The sequence below is a fragment of the Periweissella cryptocerci genome, from assembly GCF_004358325.1.
Taxonomy (GTDB): Bacteria; Bacillota; Bacilli; order Lactobacillales; family Lactobacillaceae; genus Periweissella; species Periweissella cryptocerci.
Window position 1 is genome coordinate 595,314 of the sequence record NZ_CP037940.1, and the last position, 16,338, is coordinate 611,651.

Genomic DNA, 16,338 nt, shown 5'->3' on the forward strand with positions numbered 1-16,338 from the left:
AAGTGACAGGATTAATCAAATTATAAAATTTTGTTTTCGCTGACGATTTCAAGCGTTTGTGCATCAATCACTAGTTCATACTGTTCAAGTTCGCCATTTCGTCGTAATGACACGCCACCGTGGTAAACCGCAAATTCAGCATCATCTGTAACTAGCACATCAATATCCTTGCTAAGCCAAGTACCTTCAATGTTTCCGCGTTGCGCAAATTCATCATGAATCTTTGCAATAATCGTCGCATGAACTTTGTCGGCTGATTTTTGTTGTGCTTGTTTCCCAACAACTGCTGCTAAACCAAGACTCCCGAGAATTCCGGCAATAATCCCAAAACCTTTTTTGTTCATTTTTCTAGTTTCTCCCACTTGCGCTAGCTTTACACGATCGCATTTCTCTTCACACATTAATTTAGCACTATCACGCTTAAAAATATACCGAAAATGTTGTTTGTAACCGACTTGTATCAGTCGCAATATTCGAGTCATGTTGATTACGTAAATTACTACATTTTTTCACATAGTGGTTTGATTATAGCTTTTTGTCACTTGTTTTCTGCGTTTTTCCGATACATCATTCGCCCATCCAAACCAAAGACGCGCTCTGAGAACTGACCTGGTTCAGTGTGTTCTAATACAGTATCAATCATCTGGATTGACGCATCAAGTTCATCAAGTTGATGCAATATATTAGCCTCCAACACCATTGGCCGCACTGGTGAGCCATATTCTAACAAACCGTGGTGCGCTAATACAACATGGCGCAATAACAGCATGTCTTCAGCATGGAGATCAATATTAAGTTCGTGAGCCGCTAAAACAATTTCTTCATCAATCAAGACAATGTGACCAATCAAATTTCCAGATGTGGTATAAGTAGTTCCCACCGGGCCAGATAATTCGACCGTTTTACCTAAGTCATGTAGTAATGCCCCCGCGTACAACAGTGAACGGTCAACTTGTTCGTATTGTGCTGCCACACTAGTCGCTAACCGGGCAATTGAGATTGTGTGATACGCCAAGCCACCATTAAATGCATGGTGATTTTTTTTAGCAGCTGGGTATGCATAAAAAGTATCCGCATGTTTTTGTAGCAAGTAACGAACAATCCGATTCCAGTTTGGATTCGTAATTTGGAATAAAAGCTGGGTGACTTCTTCTTCCATTTCTTTTTTTCGCATTGGTGCACTCGCCACAAAATCATCTGGATCAACATCAGCTGCTAAATCAGGTAATCCGATGTGCAAAATTTTTAATTGTGGCTTACCTTGATAAACTTGACGGACTGCTTGCATCACAACAACTTCGCCAGCTTTAAAAGTTGCTACCATTTCTGGCGTCGCTTCCCAAACCATACCTGGCATTTCACCAGACGTATCGGTCATAACTAATGCAAGATATTGATTCCCGTTTTTAGCAACCCGTACATCTGCACTTTTGATCAACGCATAAATTTCCATCCGTTCATCAACATTAAATTCATATAACTTGCGTGTATCCATTCACAACCACCTTCTTCCTTTTAAAGTTTAATCAATATTTCCGCTGACACAGTATCTTGAACCGTTGTGTCAGCCGTAAAATACAACACTTGATGTGACTGACCTAATTGTTGCAATAACTCAAGTACCTGCTGGCGGCGTTGGTAATCAAAATTAACAAACCCATCATCAATCAACAACGGCAATTCCACGATGTCTTGTAAAACAATCGCAAACGCAAACCGCAACGCCACGTACAATTGCTCGCTAGTTCCTTTTGATAATTGTTCAACTGTAAATACCGCACCATCCGCTGCAACGAGTTTGATTTCATCACCCACAAATCTAATTTCATTATACCCTGATAATGTCAGAATTTTAAAATAATTAGTAGCCAACGCAAGGATTTGTGGCAACCGTTCGTTGGATGCTTTAGCAAGCGCTTTATTAATCCATTGAGCAGCTAGTGCTTCAACATAGTAATTGTCCAGTTGGCGCAATAAATCAGTTTGAGCGTTTGCGATTTGTTGTTGGACCTGGATGTACGTGCCATCTGCTGCCATTTGCTGTTGGTGCGCTTTTAAATCAGCCAGTTGCGCTAAGTAACTCTGCTGCATATTTTCCGCATCATTAACGGCTTGCTCCGCCAAAATGACTTGCTCTGGCAGCTCATCTTTTAAGTGTTCTAATTGTTGCATTTGTTGTGGTGTCAATTGATCAGCCAATAACGTGATCCGTGCCAAGCGTTGTTGTTGTTCCACTTGCAACGTCAATTGTGCCTGATACGCTTCATCAGATTCAATGTTTAAGCTCAGATAAATTGTTTGTAGTGCTGTTTGTAGCTCTTGGTAGCGTTGACGCATTTCGTCTTGATTACTCAAATTCAATTCTACCTTCGCACTTGCCATCGATTCACCATTGCGTTGTTGATTAATCAGTTGGAAGAATTGACGAGCACGTAGAACGTCAATCGCCAAACTATCAATTGATGATGCTTGCATCGTGAATTGATCAATCAATTTCAAGTCGTTTACTGCTGACTGTGCTATTTCTTGAATCTGGTTAATTTGTGTTTGCAAATTTGCCACTTTTTGGACTTGATTTGCGTACTCAATCAACAACGGCTGTAAGGCATAAATTTCCGCAGCACTTTTCTCTGCAAAATATTTCCCAATTGGCTGTGAAACATCGTTCGAAGCTTGTGATTCTTTGAATTTGTAAATACCAAAAACGATACCAGCAACAACAAAGGTTCCACCAACAAGCTTACCAAAACCAGGCGTTAACACTGTCAGCAACAAGCCAATCACCACCGCTAATACTGGTGCAATGGCGTCCATCTTAGTTCGTGGTCGGTTATTTTGAATTGTTTGTAATTCGGCCCCCGTCATTGGTTGCGGCACAGGGTTCAAAGCAATTTGACTTGCTAATTGTGCCATTTGATTTTGTACTAGTCGGCTTTCATTTGTTAACCGTTGATAACTCCCCCCCACTTGTTCGTAGCGCGGTAAGTTTAGTTCTAGTTGATCCATTGCCACCTTATTTTGCAAGTACCCACTCAACTCAGGTGATTGCACTGTTGCATCACGTTCGCCATGCGCAATCCGATTTATATCAGCTCGAGCGCTGTTGACTTGCACTTGTAACTGGGCAATCTTATTTTGAACAGCATCACTAATCTCAACGGCTGGTGAGGACTGTTTTACTTCAGCATTCAATTGGCGCCATTCTCGATAAATGGGCGCCACTCGCTGTAACGTTTGTAGTTCTAATAAACGCTTTTGTTTACTCTTAGTACCAGCTGAATATGCTCCCAATTGCTCAGTGATATTGCTAATTTGTTTAGTAAGTGCTTGATAAGCGGGTAAAGTCGCGCTAGCCGCATTAAGCTTTGTTTCTAGCGCATGATAGGCATTAATAGCTTCGTTAATTGGGCGTTTTCCGGCTTTCGACCCTGCAGCAAATTTATTCTTGGCCGTTTTTTCAAATTGCTGCGCAACTTGTAGCCATTGATCTGAGCCAGCTGCACCAATCCGTAATAACCGTTCTGTTAATTCGCTTGGATTCAGTTCCACAATTTCATTTAAATCAATTTGGCCAAAAGAATAGACTTGCTGAAACGTTTCTCGTGTTAACGGCGCCAAAATATCAGCCATTTTCGCTTCGGGGTTTGGCACTTCTAAATTACTTTTTGTATAATACATTTTTGTGACAGTCGCTGTCCGACCGACACGAGTTAGGCGATACTCTAAGTCATTGTCAACAAAAATTAATTCCCCACCATATTCTGCCTTACTTTGCGGCTCATACGTATTAACGTGTTTACCCTTATTAGCGGCAAAACCAAACAACATGCCAACAATGAACTGCAGCAACGTTGATTTTCCCGCTTCATTCAAACCATAGATGACCTGCAGTTGTTGGTTGAAATCAAATTCTTGATTTGACCACTTTCCGAAGCCATAGATTTTTACGTGCTTAATCTTCATCGGTAACCTCCCCATGAATTGTGGCATTCATTAATTGACGTGCACGCTGTTGTAATTGGCTAAGCACCGCAGGATCATCAAAATGGCTGGTGATAAATGTATCTGGCAAATTCTTCAGACCAATTTGATGAATGTTGCTAGCATTAAAAACTTCGCTAGCCGCTTTTTCCCAATAACTATTATCTAAACTCATAATCTGTGGTTGTACCACGTCGGCTACCGCAATAATTCCATTAACCCACACCACATCCTGCTTGGTAATCAACTGCTGATTAACTTGATAAGTGGTTGTCCCATCATCAATTCGTACCCGCATTACGTCACTTAAAGATTCAATTCCAATCAGTGTAACTGTGAATATTTGTAATTCTGGTCGGATTAACGTGACTAATTTAGCGCTTATTGTAGCAACCAAATCACCTTGATTTTTGATTCCCACTACATCCACGGTCAACTGCTCCCATATTATTGGCGCAACTGGAATAAACACCGGCAATAACTCTCCATTTTCAGATTTCACTAGCAAATAACCTTTAGCGCCGGTTTCTTTTTCGTTGTGTCCTTGGATATTACCTGAATAACTAATAGTCGGGTGTTCATGGAGTACCTGTCGCTTATGGATATGTCCCAACGCCCAATAGTCATAATGCTTAGCAAGCAGTTCTGTTACCGAGGTCGCCGCATAACTGGCGTCATTGCCGCCAACTGTTCCGTGATACATACCAATCTGAAAATCCTCAGTTTGTTTTAACGGAAATTCAATTGCCATATCGGTAGCCAGATGACGTTGTGGATAGCTGAAACCGGTGATAGCGACGGTCGTTCCATCAGCCAAGACTAATTTTTCGGTCGTAATTGCAGTTCCAAATACATGCACATTTGCCGGCCAGGGCAACTTAGCCAATGAATCAGCCATAAAATCATGATTACCATAACTCAAGTAAACTGGGATTTTTGCGGTATACAACCTTTCAAATTGCTCACCTAAAAAGTCTAAAGTTGTAACACTTTGATTAGCTGAATCAAACAGATCCCCAGGTAAGAGCACAAAATCAACCCGTTGACTAAGCGCATCATCAATCATCCGTTCGAATGCAGTTGTAGTCGCTTCTTGAACCCGATTGAGTAATTCAATTGGCATATTTTGTAATCCATTGAACGGATTACCCAGATGGACATCAGCTGCGTGGATAAACTTCATGAGGTTCCCTCTTTTCCTTTGATTTTTGAACGTTTGTTCGTTATATTTAGTATAACTAAAAACGCTTAATTCTGCCACATATTTGTGATTAGCCATTTCTCCCCATAATAATTAACCTCAACATACGAAAATAGCCCTTCAGCTCAAACTGAAAGACTATTTGTTGACCATATTCAATTTAGAGATACGCACACGTCATAAAGGCTTATTGTTATACCCAACTCACATAAATGGATTCCAAAAGCGGCTATGATTTATCACAACTAACACGATTCCAATGATAAACATGGCAGCAACTCCAATCAAGGCAATTATATCCGCTCGCTGAAATACTTGGCGCATGTACCATGTTCGTTTTTTATTAGCGCCAAAACGTCGTAATTCCATTGCCTTAGAAATTGATTCAATGCGTTCCAAACTCGAAAAAATCAGCGGAATCAAGATCTGCGTTGCCCCCTTGATTCGCGTTATTAATTTACCTTTTTTTGAAATCTCATAACCGCGGGCTTGTTGCGCAAAGCTAATGCGTTGAAAATCATTTTGCACATCTGGAATATACCGCAGCGTTAACGCCACAGCATATGCGACTTTGTATGAGACCCCAATTCGATTCAATCCCGCTGCAAATTCACTGGGATTTGTAGTTAACAAAAAGGTCAATGCCAGTGGCACTGTCAGAAAATACTTGATTAGCATATTAAGCTCATAAAACATTTGCTCGGCGGTTAAAGAATAACGCCCACTACCGAGCAACACATGACTACTATGATATAGCTGTACCCCATAATGTGGTGCAAAAACATAAACCATCAGTAAATTAAAAATGGTAAATGCGCCAATAAATTTCACTAGGAAACTAATCTCTGACCACTTAATTTGAGACACTTTTAAGATAATCAATGCCACTACACTTAATAAGATCAGAAAACGTGTATCATAACTCACCATGCCGATAATCGTAAATCCCAGAAAACCTAGCAATTTGGTAGCACCACTCAGCTGATGGATTGGTGACTGGCGATCAATATAACCTAAGACATTAAACATTCGCCACCCCTTTCTTTGCTTGTTGTTCTGCTGCAATTACTTTTGTCGTTAATACTTCAGGATTCCCAAGTTCAAAGCGCTGAGCTAAATAATATAAACTAGTTAGTGCTAATGACGCCGCTTTAACTACTGGTGCATTATTTAATACTTCACTCGGTGTTGCGTCTAACAACAATTGTCCATCGCTGATTACAATCGTGCGGTCAGCGTACTCAAGCATCAGATGCATATCGTGTGTAATTATGATAATAGTGATGCCATTCGTAACACGTAAGTTTGCCAAGAAATTCATCATCGCTGTATAATGAGCCAAATCTTGGCCGGCGGTTGGTTCATCCAAAATTAACACTTTAGGCTTTAACACGAGAATCGACGCAATTGTCACGCGCTTTTTTTGGCCAAAGCTTAATGCACTAATTGGCCAATTGCGCATTGTATACAAATCAGTTAGCCGTAAAATTTCAGCAACTTGCGCTGTGACTTGTGCCAGTTCAATACCACGTAATTCAAGACCTAACGCCACTTCTTCGTAAACCGTATTTTTTGAAATCATTTGGTTAGGATTTTGGAGGACATAGCCAATCTGGTCCGCGCGTTCTTTAATAGAAAGTTCCGTTAAATCTTGCCCATTTAGTTTAATTTGACCGGCCGTTGGCTTCAAAAATCCAGTAATTAAGTTACTTAACGTCGACTTACCCGAACCGTTTTTGCCAACAATACTAATCAACTCACCGGTATTCACTGTGATATTTAAATCAGTAAAAATTTGTTTACCACGCGGATACGCAAATGCTAAATGCTCAATCTCCAGTAAAGATTGCTGTGCTGACTGAGATGCAGTGGTAGGTTGTTGTGCCAACCATCCACTAAGTTTATCCTGAATATCTGATCCGTTCACAGTTTGAACATTATCAATATTCGTCAATGAGTTAAAATCAACACCAGCATGCGCTAAAGCGGCTAGATATAGTGGTTCCCGCAGCCCCAAACTTGGTAATTTGCCGGCCCGCAATACGTTTGCGGGCGTGTCATCAGCAACAATCCGACCATTGTCCAATACAATTAGCCGATCAATTGGCCGATGGAGCACGTCTTCGAGTCGATGTTCAATAATAATCGTCGTTAACGCATGTGCGCGTGCGATATCATCAATCATTTCAATCGCGGCTTTACCAGCGGCCGGATCTAAACTTGCTAGCGGTTCATCAAATAATAAAATTGGGCTTTCATCAATTAACACACCACCCATTGCAACCCGTTGCTTTTGCCCACCAGAAATAGCTTGTGGTGCCTGCTTTAACAAGGCCGTAACATTCAATTGCTGGGCCCATTGGTTAACCCGCGTTAACATTTCGGCATGTGCTATTTGATCATTCTCCAACGCAAATGCTAAGTCTTCACCAACCGTCAATGCCACAAACTGTTCATCCGGATCTTGCAACACAGTTCCCACGTCAAACGAACGTGCAAAAATACTCCCCGAATTCACGTCATGCCCATTTACCTTAGCCATGCCCGTAATCGTACCGGCATAACTTTCTGGAATCAAGCCATTGATTAATCTGCTTAATGTCGACTTACCTGAACCAGATGCTCCCGCTATCAAAACTTTTTCACCCGGCATAATTTTTAAGTTAATTTCATGCAGTGTTGGTTCAGCTTGCGTCCGATATTGAAACGTTAAGTCGTTAAATTCAATTATTGGTTCTGTCATCTTGCTCACCCTTTTAATATCCTTTCAAAGCCAAACTCATTTTATTTACTTTCATTCAAAAACAAGCTTGTTCTGTTGAAAGCTCTGTTACTTTACGTGGCTCAATCAACTTGGCAAATGTGCCCCCAATGTAGTGCGCCAAGCGATTTACAGACACGCAGTGGTATTTAACAAATTAAAAAATATACCTACTATGTACAAAGCCAGGCAAAAATTTATCCTGACTTTTAATTGCAATATTAATCTTCCTTCGTTAATGACCCACTTTGCGTACGTGATTTAGCATATGCCACTACCAAAATTGAACCAACTACTGCCACAGCAATAAACGTTGTAATCCAAGCAACGATGCCTTGAACAAAGACTTTATTGGCAGGTTCTGAATAAATAAAAATATCTCCTAATGGTGCAATCACAACCCAAGCGATTAAACCGGCAACAGCTTGCCACACATTGAAGTAGATTAATTTGCGGCGCGTTAAGTTACCATTTTCTAAATCTAAACGTTTCTTAATTAAACCGAGTAAGAAGCCAAAGGCACCATCGGCAATTACCCATGACCACCAAACACTTCCCCACGTTAAATCGTTCAAAGAGTGACCAATCAACCCAATAAACAGACCGGCAATGGGACCAAAAATTGCGGCGAATAGTGCCAAAATTGCGGAACCTAAATTGATAGTTGTATCAGGAATCCCCGTTGGAATTGGTAAGAAACGCATCAACACGAAGAATAACGCCGCACCAATCCCGATTGCGACGACCGTGCGAACCGCCAGACCATTTTTGTGACTGTTAGAATTTTGTGCCATTTAGAATACCTTACTTTCTTTTACATTAACTTAATTTACTTTTGAAATTTTAACTGACCAGTCTTCACCAGCACCAACGTTATATTGTTGCGCAAAACTCCCCGTGTGTACCCCGAAAGCAACTGTATAAACCGAATCAATGTAGACAAGTGGTTCACCTGGTTTCACGTCGTCAAACGTATGCACATATGGCAAGTAACCACTATAACGTTGTTCACCCTTATGCAAAACTTCCACATGAATCAAGTCACCCAATTGTACTTGTAATTCTTTGAACGCTTCCAAACTAATGTTAGACCAGAGACTGCCGAAATTAACATCCGTAATATCGACATTACCTTCAATTGCCCCATCTTCAACGACTGGTAAATTCAATGGTAATTGCACAATTGCATTGGGATCAAGCGCTGTACCCAATTCTTCAAACGTCACTTGACCACTCGCCAACCGCGCCCCATTGTACGCATAAATGTCACGCCCATGGAAAGTTGAACTTTCTTCAGAACCTGGTAACCGTTGTGTTGTTTCATCCAAAACGCGGACGGCTTCAATACCGTAATTAGCCGCTAAGTGTGTTAACGTCCCATTATCTGGGGTCACAACATAATGGCCACTCTTCAATTTAGCCACAATGCTCAAGCGTTTTGAACCGACACCTGGATCAACCACTGAGACAAATACCGTGCCCGGTTCCCAATACTTTACAGTCTGTGACAATCGAAATGATCCTTCAAAAATATTAAACGGTGTAATTCCATGAGTTAAATCTGAAACTGTAATCTCGTCTGAAACGCCGTAAGCGACACCGTACATTGAGCTAACCGCCCCATCTTGTAATCCAAAATCTGTTTGTAATACCAAATACTTACTCATCGCTCAATTCCTCCAGTCGCCAATCGGCTTAATAAATAGTGTTATCCTGACCACATCTTCAATTCAACATAGCAGTTAAAAATCACGTAATCAGCAAAATTGAAACAAAAAAAACGCCCTTCGCCAGCATTAAACTGACAAAGGACGTTATTAAACGCGTTACCACCTTAGTTTCTAGGCATCTCGCAATAGCCTAGCTTAACAAGACTGGCATCGGGGCACGACTCCCCAATCCCAATCTTTTACGCTATAATGGGCGTAACCCATTACCAGCTTACACAAGTGCTCGCTGATAACATACTCCAAGACCATCTTCGTTAGTGCTTGTACGCTGGCTTTCACCTTCTCCAGCTCGCTAATAGTACGCGCTTAAAAACTACTCATCTTTTCCAAGTAAATTTATGATGTTATTTATATTACGGGCAATTATTATAATTGTCAAATGTTTTTTAATTTTATTTTAATCTGCCTTTTCATAAACTTATCACAACTATCCGTTATACTAGTAATAAACAATGAAAAAGCGAGGTATTACTATGGGAATTTTAGCTAATTTCAAGCACCGTTCCGCCAGTAAAATGGCTCGGCAACGGACAATCACTTCTTCTAACATCCAATTTGGCAATGCGATTTTGCAACACGATCCAGTTGTAATCGCTGAAGGTACTTTAGCAACGCTGTTAAAGCCTTTTGCCGATATCCATCAACAAAAGAGCCCAGTCATTGGTATTGCCCCCAGTGATTTTTCCGAATATGAACTCGCACCGCTGTATATCAACGAGCTCATTACCAAAATTGGTAAATCCGAACTGTATGAATTATTGGAAGAATATGTCGTTATTGAAAATAACACCGCAATTACATTTGGTTTCCGCCCCGATGTGATTAAAGCAGGTAAGTAAAAAAGGATTGAGACTTTTGAAGGGCTCCAAAAAACTTAGACAATTTAATATTTATGCCGCAAGGGCTTGATTCCGAATTTCAACAGGGGTCAAGCCCTTGTTTTTTCGTGAGATGCGAACGTTGTTGAACCGTGAGACATATCGCGAAAAGCTTTCTTTGAATTGATTAATTGATACGAATTCTTTTCGCCAAATGAATTCACGTTTAGCCAAGCTAAAGAAACTTTCCATTGGCGCATTATCCAAACAGTTTCCTTTACGAGACATACTTTGAATTAAACCTACTTCATCTAGACGGTTTTGGTAACGTGGAAGTTGATACAGTGTTCCCTGGTCGCTATGCAGAATTGGTTGGACGCCATCAGGTATACTTGTAATTGATCAACACAGGCGGTTACTTGTGCCATATTTGGTGACGTCCGAATATCATATGCCAATATTTCTTTGCTATACATGTCGATAATCGCAGCTAAATATAGTTTGGTACCTAATAAATTTATTTGAGTCACATCAGTGGTTAACACGGTGTACGGCTGTGTAACCACAAACTTACTCTTACGCCCACTTGTAACTACGTAGTCACGACGAACTAGGTTCTCAGCGACTTTTCCGTGCTCTCCTTTGTAAGATGAAAACTTGAACGCATAATGCGGCGGACAGTTTCATCATCGACATAGCCAAATAAGAATAGTTCATCTTGGATCCGGCGATAACCATAAGTTTCATCACTACCAGCGTAAAGCCATTTAATAAGATCTTTGACTTCACTATATTTGTCGTAATTCAAACGTGCTCGATTGTAGTAAAATGTCTTGCGATTTAAACCTACGAACTCAAGTAAATCTTCCAGTTTGAATTGATGCCTTAACGATTCAACTACTTGCGTAAGTTCTTTATTCGTTGCTTTTCCATCGCCAAGGCTTCTAATTTTTTTGAGACCGCTAGCTCCAATTCGGCACGGTAAAGTCGCTGTTTTAACTCTAGATTTTCTTGAATTAACTTGTCAGTTTCAGATTTAGGTTGTGGTTTAGGATTTGTCATATGCTTATTAGGCCTGCCTCGCTTGGCTTTTAGCGCATCAATTCCGCCTACATCGAATCGCGTTTGCCAGTGAATCACCATACTCGGTTCAATGTCGAATTTAATCGCAGTTTCTGTAATGCTTAAGCCATTAGTTAACATGTAGTCTAATATAGATAGCTTTTCATTACCATCAAAAAATCTCTTTGATTGCTTACGCTTTAATGAATCAAAACCATGAAGTTCTGCTTTTCTGATCCAACGCCTTATCACTGAATCAGGAATGTTATATTTCTTACTCAATCCGCGCTGGCTAATACTTCCAGTTCGATATTCTTTCACTATCTCAATTTTTTGTTCGATTGTATATTTTGCCATAATAAAAGGGCTCCAAGTCAGTTAGATTTTGTCTAACTTTCTTGGAGCCCTTCACTTTTGTGTCTCAATCCTTTTTACTTGGCCTAATATGCAAATTTATCAGGATTTATTCTAGCGCGGAATTATCGTTTTTGTACTTTTCAATAATCGAATTACTGAGGTACTATTGTCAGCATTGTTTTCTATGCTTCCGTGGCTTATGGTTCGTAACTATTTTTCGCTAGTTTGAACAATATTCCTAACTAACGAAGTGCCGGTAATTTACTGGCACGCAGTGGCTAATTTTATTAAATCCTACGTCAGACAAAACAGAACCATTTATCATTGTTAATCCGTGTAACTGAAACGACCGCCATGTACTTCCGAAATATTATATGTCAAGATAAACGCTTCCGCATCTATTTTGTGTACTTGTCGCAACAAACTACCGTAGTCTTGATTATCAATTACGACCATCAACATTTCCTTGTTATCATCGGTATAACCACCTTTGACATCAAAAATTGTTAAACCATGTTGATCATCCGACTCATTAACCATCTCCTTGAGCGCTTCAAGTTTGTCATTACTCATAATATAGATAACTTTCTTACGATCAAGACCAGTTTCGATGTAATTCATCACAATTGAAGTGATTACTAATGAGAACACCGCCAAGATGAACGCTTCCCAACCGGCGACAAAAATATTTCCGACACAGACAATCGTATCAATTGCTAATAAAGTTGTTGCTGTGTTCATCCGGAAGTACTTTTTCAAGATCAATGGCGGTACTGTTGTCCCACCACTTGATGAATCAATTCGGTAAAGAATTGAAATCCCAACGGCAAATACTCCACCACCAACAATTACCCCAAGTAATTGATTAGATACAACTTGGAAACTTGGCGTAATTGCCAAACAGACTGGCAAAATGAAACTACCAAGAATAATTTTCATCACCATTTTACGATTTAGAAAAACCGCCGCAAGGATAATCATTAAGATATTAATGACTAATACGGTAACTGCCCGATTAAAGCCAAATGTTTCAAATAATAAGATGGCAATCCCGGTTGCACCGCCCGCAGCGACCTTAGCTGGTGCATAAAAGAGATTAATACTGACCGCAATAATTTCTAACGCCACAATCATGGCAGCTATCTGCATAATGTTATTTGATTTGATTTTTTGTTCCAAAGAAAGGCCTCCACTTATAATTTCTATTAATACTAGTTTATCATACAAATGTGAAAATTTTGTGCATGTTAAAAAGTCTTTAATTATGAGTCCATTATCTGACAAGCAACCCTGTTTTCTGCTAAAGTAACTCTGTTAGGTATTTCCTGACATAAAATATTAATACGAGGTCTCAAATGTTACGCATTGGGAATTTTTTAAACCGCTTTACGATTAGTGCCGTCCTTTTTATTATCACAATCGGCCTAATCGCCAACACTTTCTTTTCAACGTTTTTCCCGACCCTTTCATGGCTCTACGGGTTAGCGTTAATCCCCTTAATGCTCCTATGTGTGTGGTTTGCCGCTAGTCTACACGATTGGATTGGGCACCGGTCGAATCGCTCCCTGTGGTGGCTGTTAGGGTTACTTTACGTAATTATGCTTGGCGCCCAAATTTTCAGCCTGAAAAATTTTGAAATCTCACTGGTACGGGATCCATTTCGTACGACTGTCACTGGTATTCAACTAGCCCAACACAATTTACCACAATGGCCCGTTTACTTTGACCGAGCAACCAACAATGTACCAATTACGGTAATTTTAAGTTGGTTACTTAAAATTACTAGTTGGACCGGTTTAGGCGAACTTACTTTAGTTAAAGGTTTCGCCTTCCTGATGGCCAACGGGATTGCAATCGTAACACTACTTGCTGGCTATGTAACTACGAAAAAAGTTTCAACATTAGTGGCCATCCAAACTTGGCTCACATTTACGCCATTCCTTTATACCTACAATTTACACATCTTTTATTCAGATAGTTTTAGTATCTTAGGGTTTGGTCTAGTCCTATTGGCCTTACTTACAATTCAACATAAAAATTGTAATAAACGCGCCTACCAAATTAGTGTGATTACAGTCGGAGCCTTAGCTGCCTTCATTACTGAATTAATTAAGCCTAATTTCATTGTGGTTGTGCCTGCCCTCTTATTATGGGTATTGATTTTATGGTTGCGCAAAACCGCAATTAGTAAGCGTACCTGGGCGGCGGTTATCACAATTATTTTAGCCACTGTCATTGCAATTCCTGCGACGACTGCCCTTAAAAATGCAGCCAATTTTAAAGTTGACACTACCTACGAATTTCCAATGCAACACTGGATTATGATGGGCGTCAACCCAGCTTCATTTGGCGCCTATTCGCAGACTGACGTCGATTTAACTGCTGGACAACCAACTTTGGCCGCTCGTAAAGCAAATGACACTGCGATTATTAAAACCCGCTTAGCCGATATGAAACCACTTGGCTACTTAAGCTTGGTAGTCACCAAACTAGGCAACCTCCAAAATCAGGGTGCTTTGAATAAAAGTTATACTGATGGATTTTGGGACGCACCGCATTTTTACTTTGCTCAACCACGCCGTATCAGTGAACTTATCTCGATTTGGATGCGCGTTGGTATGATGGTTGTACTGATATTTGCGCTGATTGGTTTATGGCGTCAATTTAAAAAACCAACTGCTGATGGATTGCTGGCTGCCCTTTTAATAGCAGGTTTGTTAGTCTTCCATGCTTTGATGTGGGAATCTAATAATCGGTACGGAGAAGCGGTGATTATCCCGACATTCTACTTGGCAATTAAAGGCTGGCATAGCACGCGTTTAAACTCCGGTAGTTTTAAACCGCGTTTGCGCCAAGGCTTAGCGTTAGGTATTATCGCAATTGTTAGTTTTACGATAGCCGCATTTACCGCGGGACCTGTCATGAAGCAAACAGAAGCAACAGTTCCGTTCCGTTCATATGGTCAGATGTCAAACTGGGGTACTAATTTTGGCTACCCTAACACGATGATTCCAGCGCATACAACCGTCAGCCAAGTCATTGACGTTCCTGTGGCACAACAGTACCTAACAATTCGTCGTAAAGCCAACCAATTGGGCACCTTAACGATTAGTTACCATGACAAGGTCATTTATCAAAACTCAAATATGACAACCGATAGTATGCTGGCGCCCAATGGTGATGGTGCAACATCACTCGATTATCATTTCAAACCCGGCAAATACACGCTCAGTTTGACTAATAACACTGATCACGCTATCCCCGCACGCTTGCAAGGTGCACCATTTAACCTACAACAGCATGCAGTAACCGGGTTAGCTACTGATAAGCACCGCTACTTTATCTTTATGTTTTCAACCAAATAACACGCCGGACTCAACCGCCGCAACCTACGCAAAATACGATTTTGGCATAACTCGTCCGGCAAAAAAAATAAGCCTGCTTTCTCCTTACCGTAGTAAGAATGAAAGCAGGCTTATTTAATGTGTACCAAATGGACTGACTATTTAGTTGTTGGATTTGTCCCAAACCACTTCCTAGTGATTTGCGCAAGTTGCCCATCTTGTTGCATCTTAGCAAAGGCTTGATTAACCTTAGTTTGTAAAGTGGTATCAGATTTACGCATACCAACTGCAAACTGATCACCGGGAAAATCGCCGGCTACTACATGATACATGTTAGGATTTGGCTCATTTGCAACATAATAACCTGCATACACGCGATCAATTAACACGCCTTGAATCCGGCCGGCCTTCAAATCATTAATCGCATTCATAAATGTATCGTAAATGACTGGTTGCTTGTTAGCAATTAGATTTTTCAGTACCTTGGGGTGTTCGTCTAACGCACTTTGTCCAGATGATGAACTCTGTACCCCTAGAACTTTCCCCCGCATATCGGTAAAACTATTGATGTGATTCTTTTTCAATGTGACTAATACTTGGCCGTTAGCAAGATATGGTGCTGAAAATGCGACAATTTTCTTTCGAGCCGGCGTCATTGAGTAACCGTTCCAAATCATGTCAATCGTCCCATTACGTAATTCAGTTTCTTTCATTGACCAATCAATTGGTTGAAAAACCGGCGTGATGCCATATTGCTTAAAGACCGCTTTAGCCAAATCAATGTCATAACCAACAATTTGACCTTGTTTATTACGAAAACCCATCGGCACAAATGTATCATCCAGTCCAATAATTACTTTTTTGTTTTTTTCATAACGCGACCAATTATTATTTTCATTAAAATTATGCCCAACCGTTAAGCCAGGGCCAACTATTACTAATAGCCAGGCAATGGCAAACACAAATCCAACGATTATTAGCACACCGCGATGTTTCATGGCTTTCCCTCCTTTTTTATTATCCGGAACCGGTTATTTTGCGTGCTTCGGCTAATTTTGTGCTAGCCACGAATTGGCAGAATAAC

Annotated in this window: 16 protein-coding genes; 2 read left to right on the forward strand and 14 right to left on the reverse strand. The window is 40.5% G+C overall.

The genetic code is table 11. The annotated features are described in order from the left end of the window. Positions 1-20: 20 nt before the first annotated feature. The 8 genes from EQG49_RS02850 to EQG49_RS02885 form a co-directional block, all read right to left on the reverse strand. Positions 21-344 (reverse strand): hypothetical protein, encoded by a 324-nt coding sequence (locus tag EQG49_RS02850; protein WP_133362547.1) that lies wholly within the window; start codon positions 342-344, stop codon positions 21-23. 194 nt (positions 345-538) lie between these two features. Next, the gene (locus tag EQG49_RS02855) at positions 539-1,495 is read right to left on the reverse strand and encodes a 3'-5' exoribonuclease YhaM family protein (protein ID WP_133362548.1); all 957 of its coding nucleotides are present in this window, start codon (positions 1,493-1,495) and stop codon (positions 539-541) included. A gap of 20 nt (positions 1,496-1,515) precedes the next feature. Then, positions 1,516-3,963: an ATP-binding protein gene (locus EQG49_RS02860; RefSeq protein ID WP_165964739.1), complete on the reverse strand. Its 2,448-nt coding sequence runs from the start codon at positions 3,961-3,963 to the stop codon at positions 1,516-1,518. Beyond that, positions 3,953-5,164 (reverse strand): metallophosphoesterase family protein, encoded by a 1,212-nt coding sequence (locus tag EQG49_RS02865; RefSeq protein WP_165964740.1) that lies wholly within the window; start codon positions 5,162-5,164, stop codon positions 3,953-3,955. The genes EQG49_RS02860 and EQG49_RS02865 overlap by 11 nt, the downstream gene beginning before the upstream one ends. A 222-nt stretch (positions 5,165-5,386) precedes the next feature. Continuing rightward, positions 5,387-6,211, reverse strand: a complete 825-nt coding sequence (locus EQG49_RS02870; protein WP_133362551.1) for an energy-coupling factor transporter transmembrane component T family protein — start codon at positions 6,209-6,211, stop codon at positions 5,387-5,389. After that, on the reverse strand, positions 6,204-7,925 hold the full coding sequence (locus EQG49_RS02875) for an ABC transporter ATP-binding protein (RefSeq protein WP_133362552.1): 1,722 nt from the start codon (positions 7,923-7,925) through the stop codon (positions 6,204-6,206). The genes EQG49_RS02870 and EQG49_RS02875 overlap by 8 nt, the downstream gene beginning before the upstream one ends. A 239-nt stretch (positions 7,926-8,164) precedes the next feature. Continuing rightward, the gene (locus tag EQG49_RS02880; protein WP_133362553.1) at positions 8,165-8,737 is read right to left on the reverse strand and encodes an ECF-type riboflavin transporter substrate-binding protein; all 573 of its coding nucleotides are present in this window, start codon (positions 8,735-8,737) and stop codon (positions 8,165-8,167) included. 30 nt (positions 8,738-8,767) lie between these two features. After that, entirely contained in the window at positions 8,768-9,610 is an 843-nt protein-coding gene (locus tag EQG49_RS02885) for an SAM hydrolase/SAM-dependent halogenase family protein (RefSeq protein WP_133362554.1), read from the reverse strand. Positions 9,611-10,146: 536 nt separating this feature from the next. On the opposite strand from EQG49_RS02885, the gene EQG49_RS02890 reads away from it, so the two are divergent. After that, positions 10,147-10,512: a hypothetical protein gene (locus tag EQG49_RS02890; protein WP_133362555.1), complete on the forward strand. Its 366-nt coding sequence runs from the start codon at positions 10,147-10,149 to the stop codon at positions 10,510-10,512. A 51-nt stretch (positions 10,513-10,563) separates the two neighbouring features. On the opposite strand, the gene EQG49_RS02895 is transcribed toward EQG49_RS02890, so the two are convergent. From EQG49_RS02895 to EQG49_RS02910, 5 genes are all read right to left on the reverse strand, one after another. Next, complete coding sequence (locus EQG49_RS02895) at positions 10,564-10,779, reverse strand: IS3 family transposase (RefSeq protein ID WP_165964741.1); 216 nt, start codon at positions 10,777-10,779, stop codon at positions 10,564-10,566. 23 nt (positions 10,780-10,802) lie between these two features. Then, entirely contained in the window at positions 10,803-11,057 is a 255-nt protein-coding gene (locus EQG49_RS14135) for a DDE-type integrase/transposase/recombinase (protein WP_423245969.1), read from the reverse strand. A 44-nt stretch (positions 11,058-11,101) separates the two neighbouring features. Continuing rightward, positions 11,102-11,299: a helix-turn-helix domain-containing protein gene (locus tag EQG49_RS14140; protein ID WP_165964742.1), complete on the reverse strand. Its 198-nt coding sequence runs from the start codon at positions 11,297-11,299 to the stop codon at positions 11,102-11,104. A gap of 89 nt (positions 11,300-11,388) precedes the next feature. Next, on the reverse strand, positions 11,389-11,910 hold the full coding sequence (locus EQG49_RS02905) for a helix-turn-helix domain-containing protein (protein WP_133362254.1): 522 nt from the start codon (positions 11,908-11,910) through the stop codon (positions 11,389-11,391). 327 nt (positions 11,911-12,237) lie between these two features. Continuing rightward, positions 12,238-13,059 carry a YitT family protein gene (locus tag EQG49_RS02910; RefSeq protein WP_133364515.1) on the reverse strand — a complete coding sequence of 274 codons (822 nt, stop codon included), beginning with the start codon at positions 13,057-13,059 and terminating at the stop codon, positions 12,238-12,240. A 206-nt stretch (positions 13,060-13,265) separates the two neighbouring features. Between EQG49_RS02910 and EQG49_RS02915 the strand changes: the two genes are divergently transcribed. Then, positions 13,266-15,275, forward strand: a complete 2,010-nt coding sequence (locus EQG49_RS02915) for a glycosyltransferase family protein (protein WP_133362557.1) — start codon at positions 13,266-13,268, stop codon at positions 15,273-15,275. 137 nt (positions 15,276-15,412) lie between these two features. Here EQG49_RS02915 and EQG49_RS02920 read toward each other — a convergent pair whose 3' ends face one another. Beyond that, positions 15,413-16,252 (reverse strand): amino acid ABC transporter substrate-binding protein, encoded by an 840-nt coding sequence (locus EQG49_RS02920; RefSeq protein ID WP_133362558.1) that lies wholly within the window; start codon positions 16,250-16,252, stop codon positions 15,413-15,415. Positions 16,253-16,338: the final 86 nt, after the last annotated feature.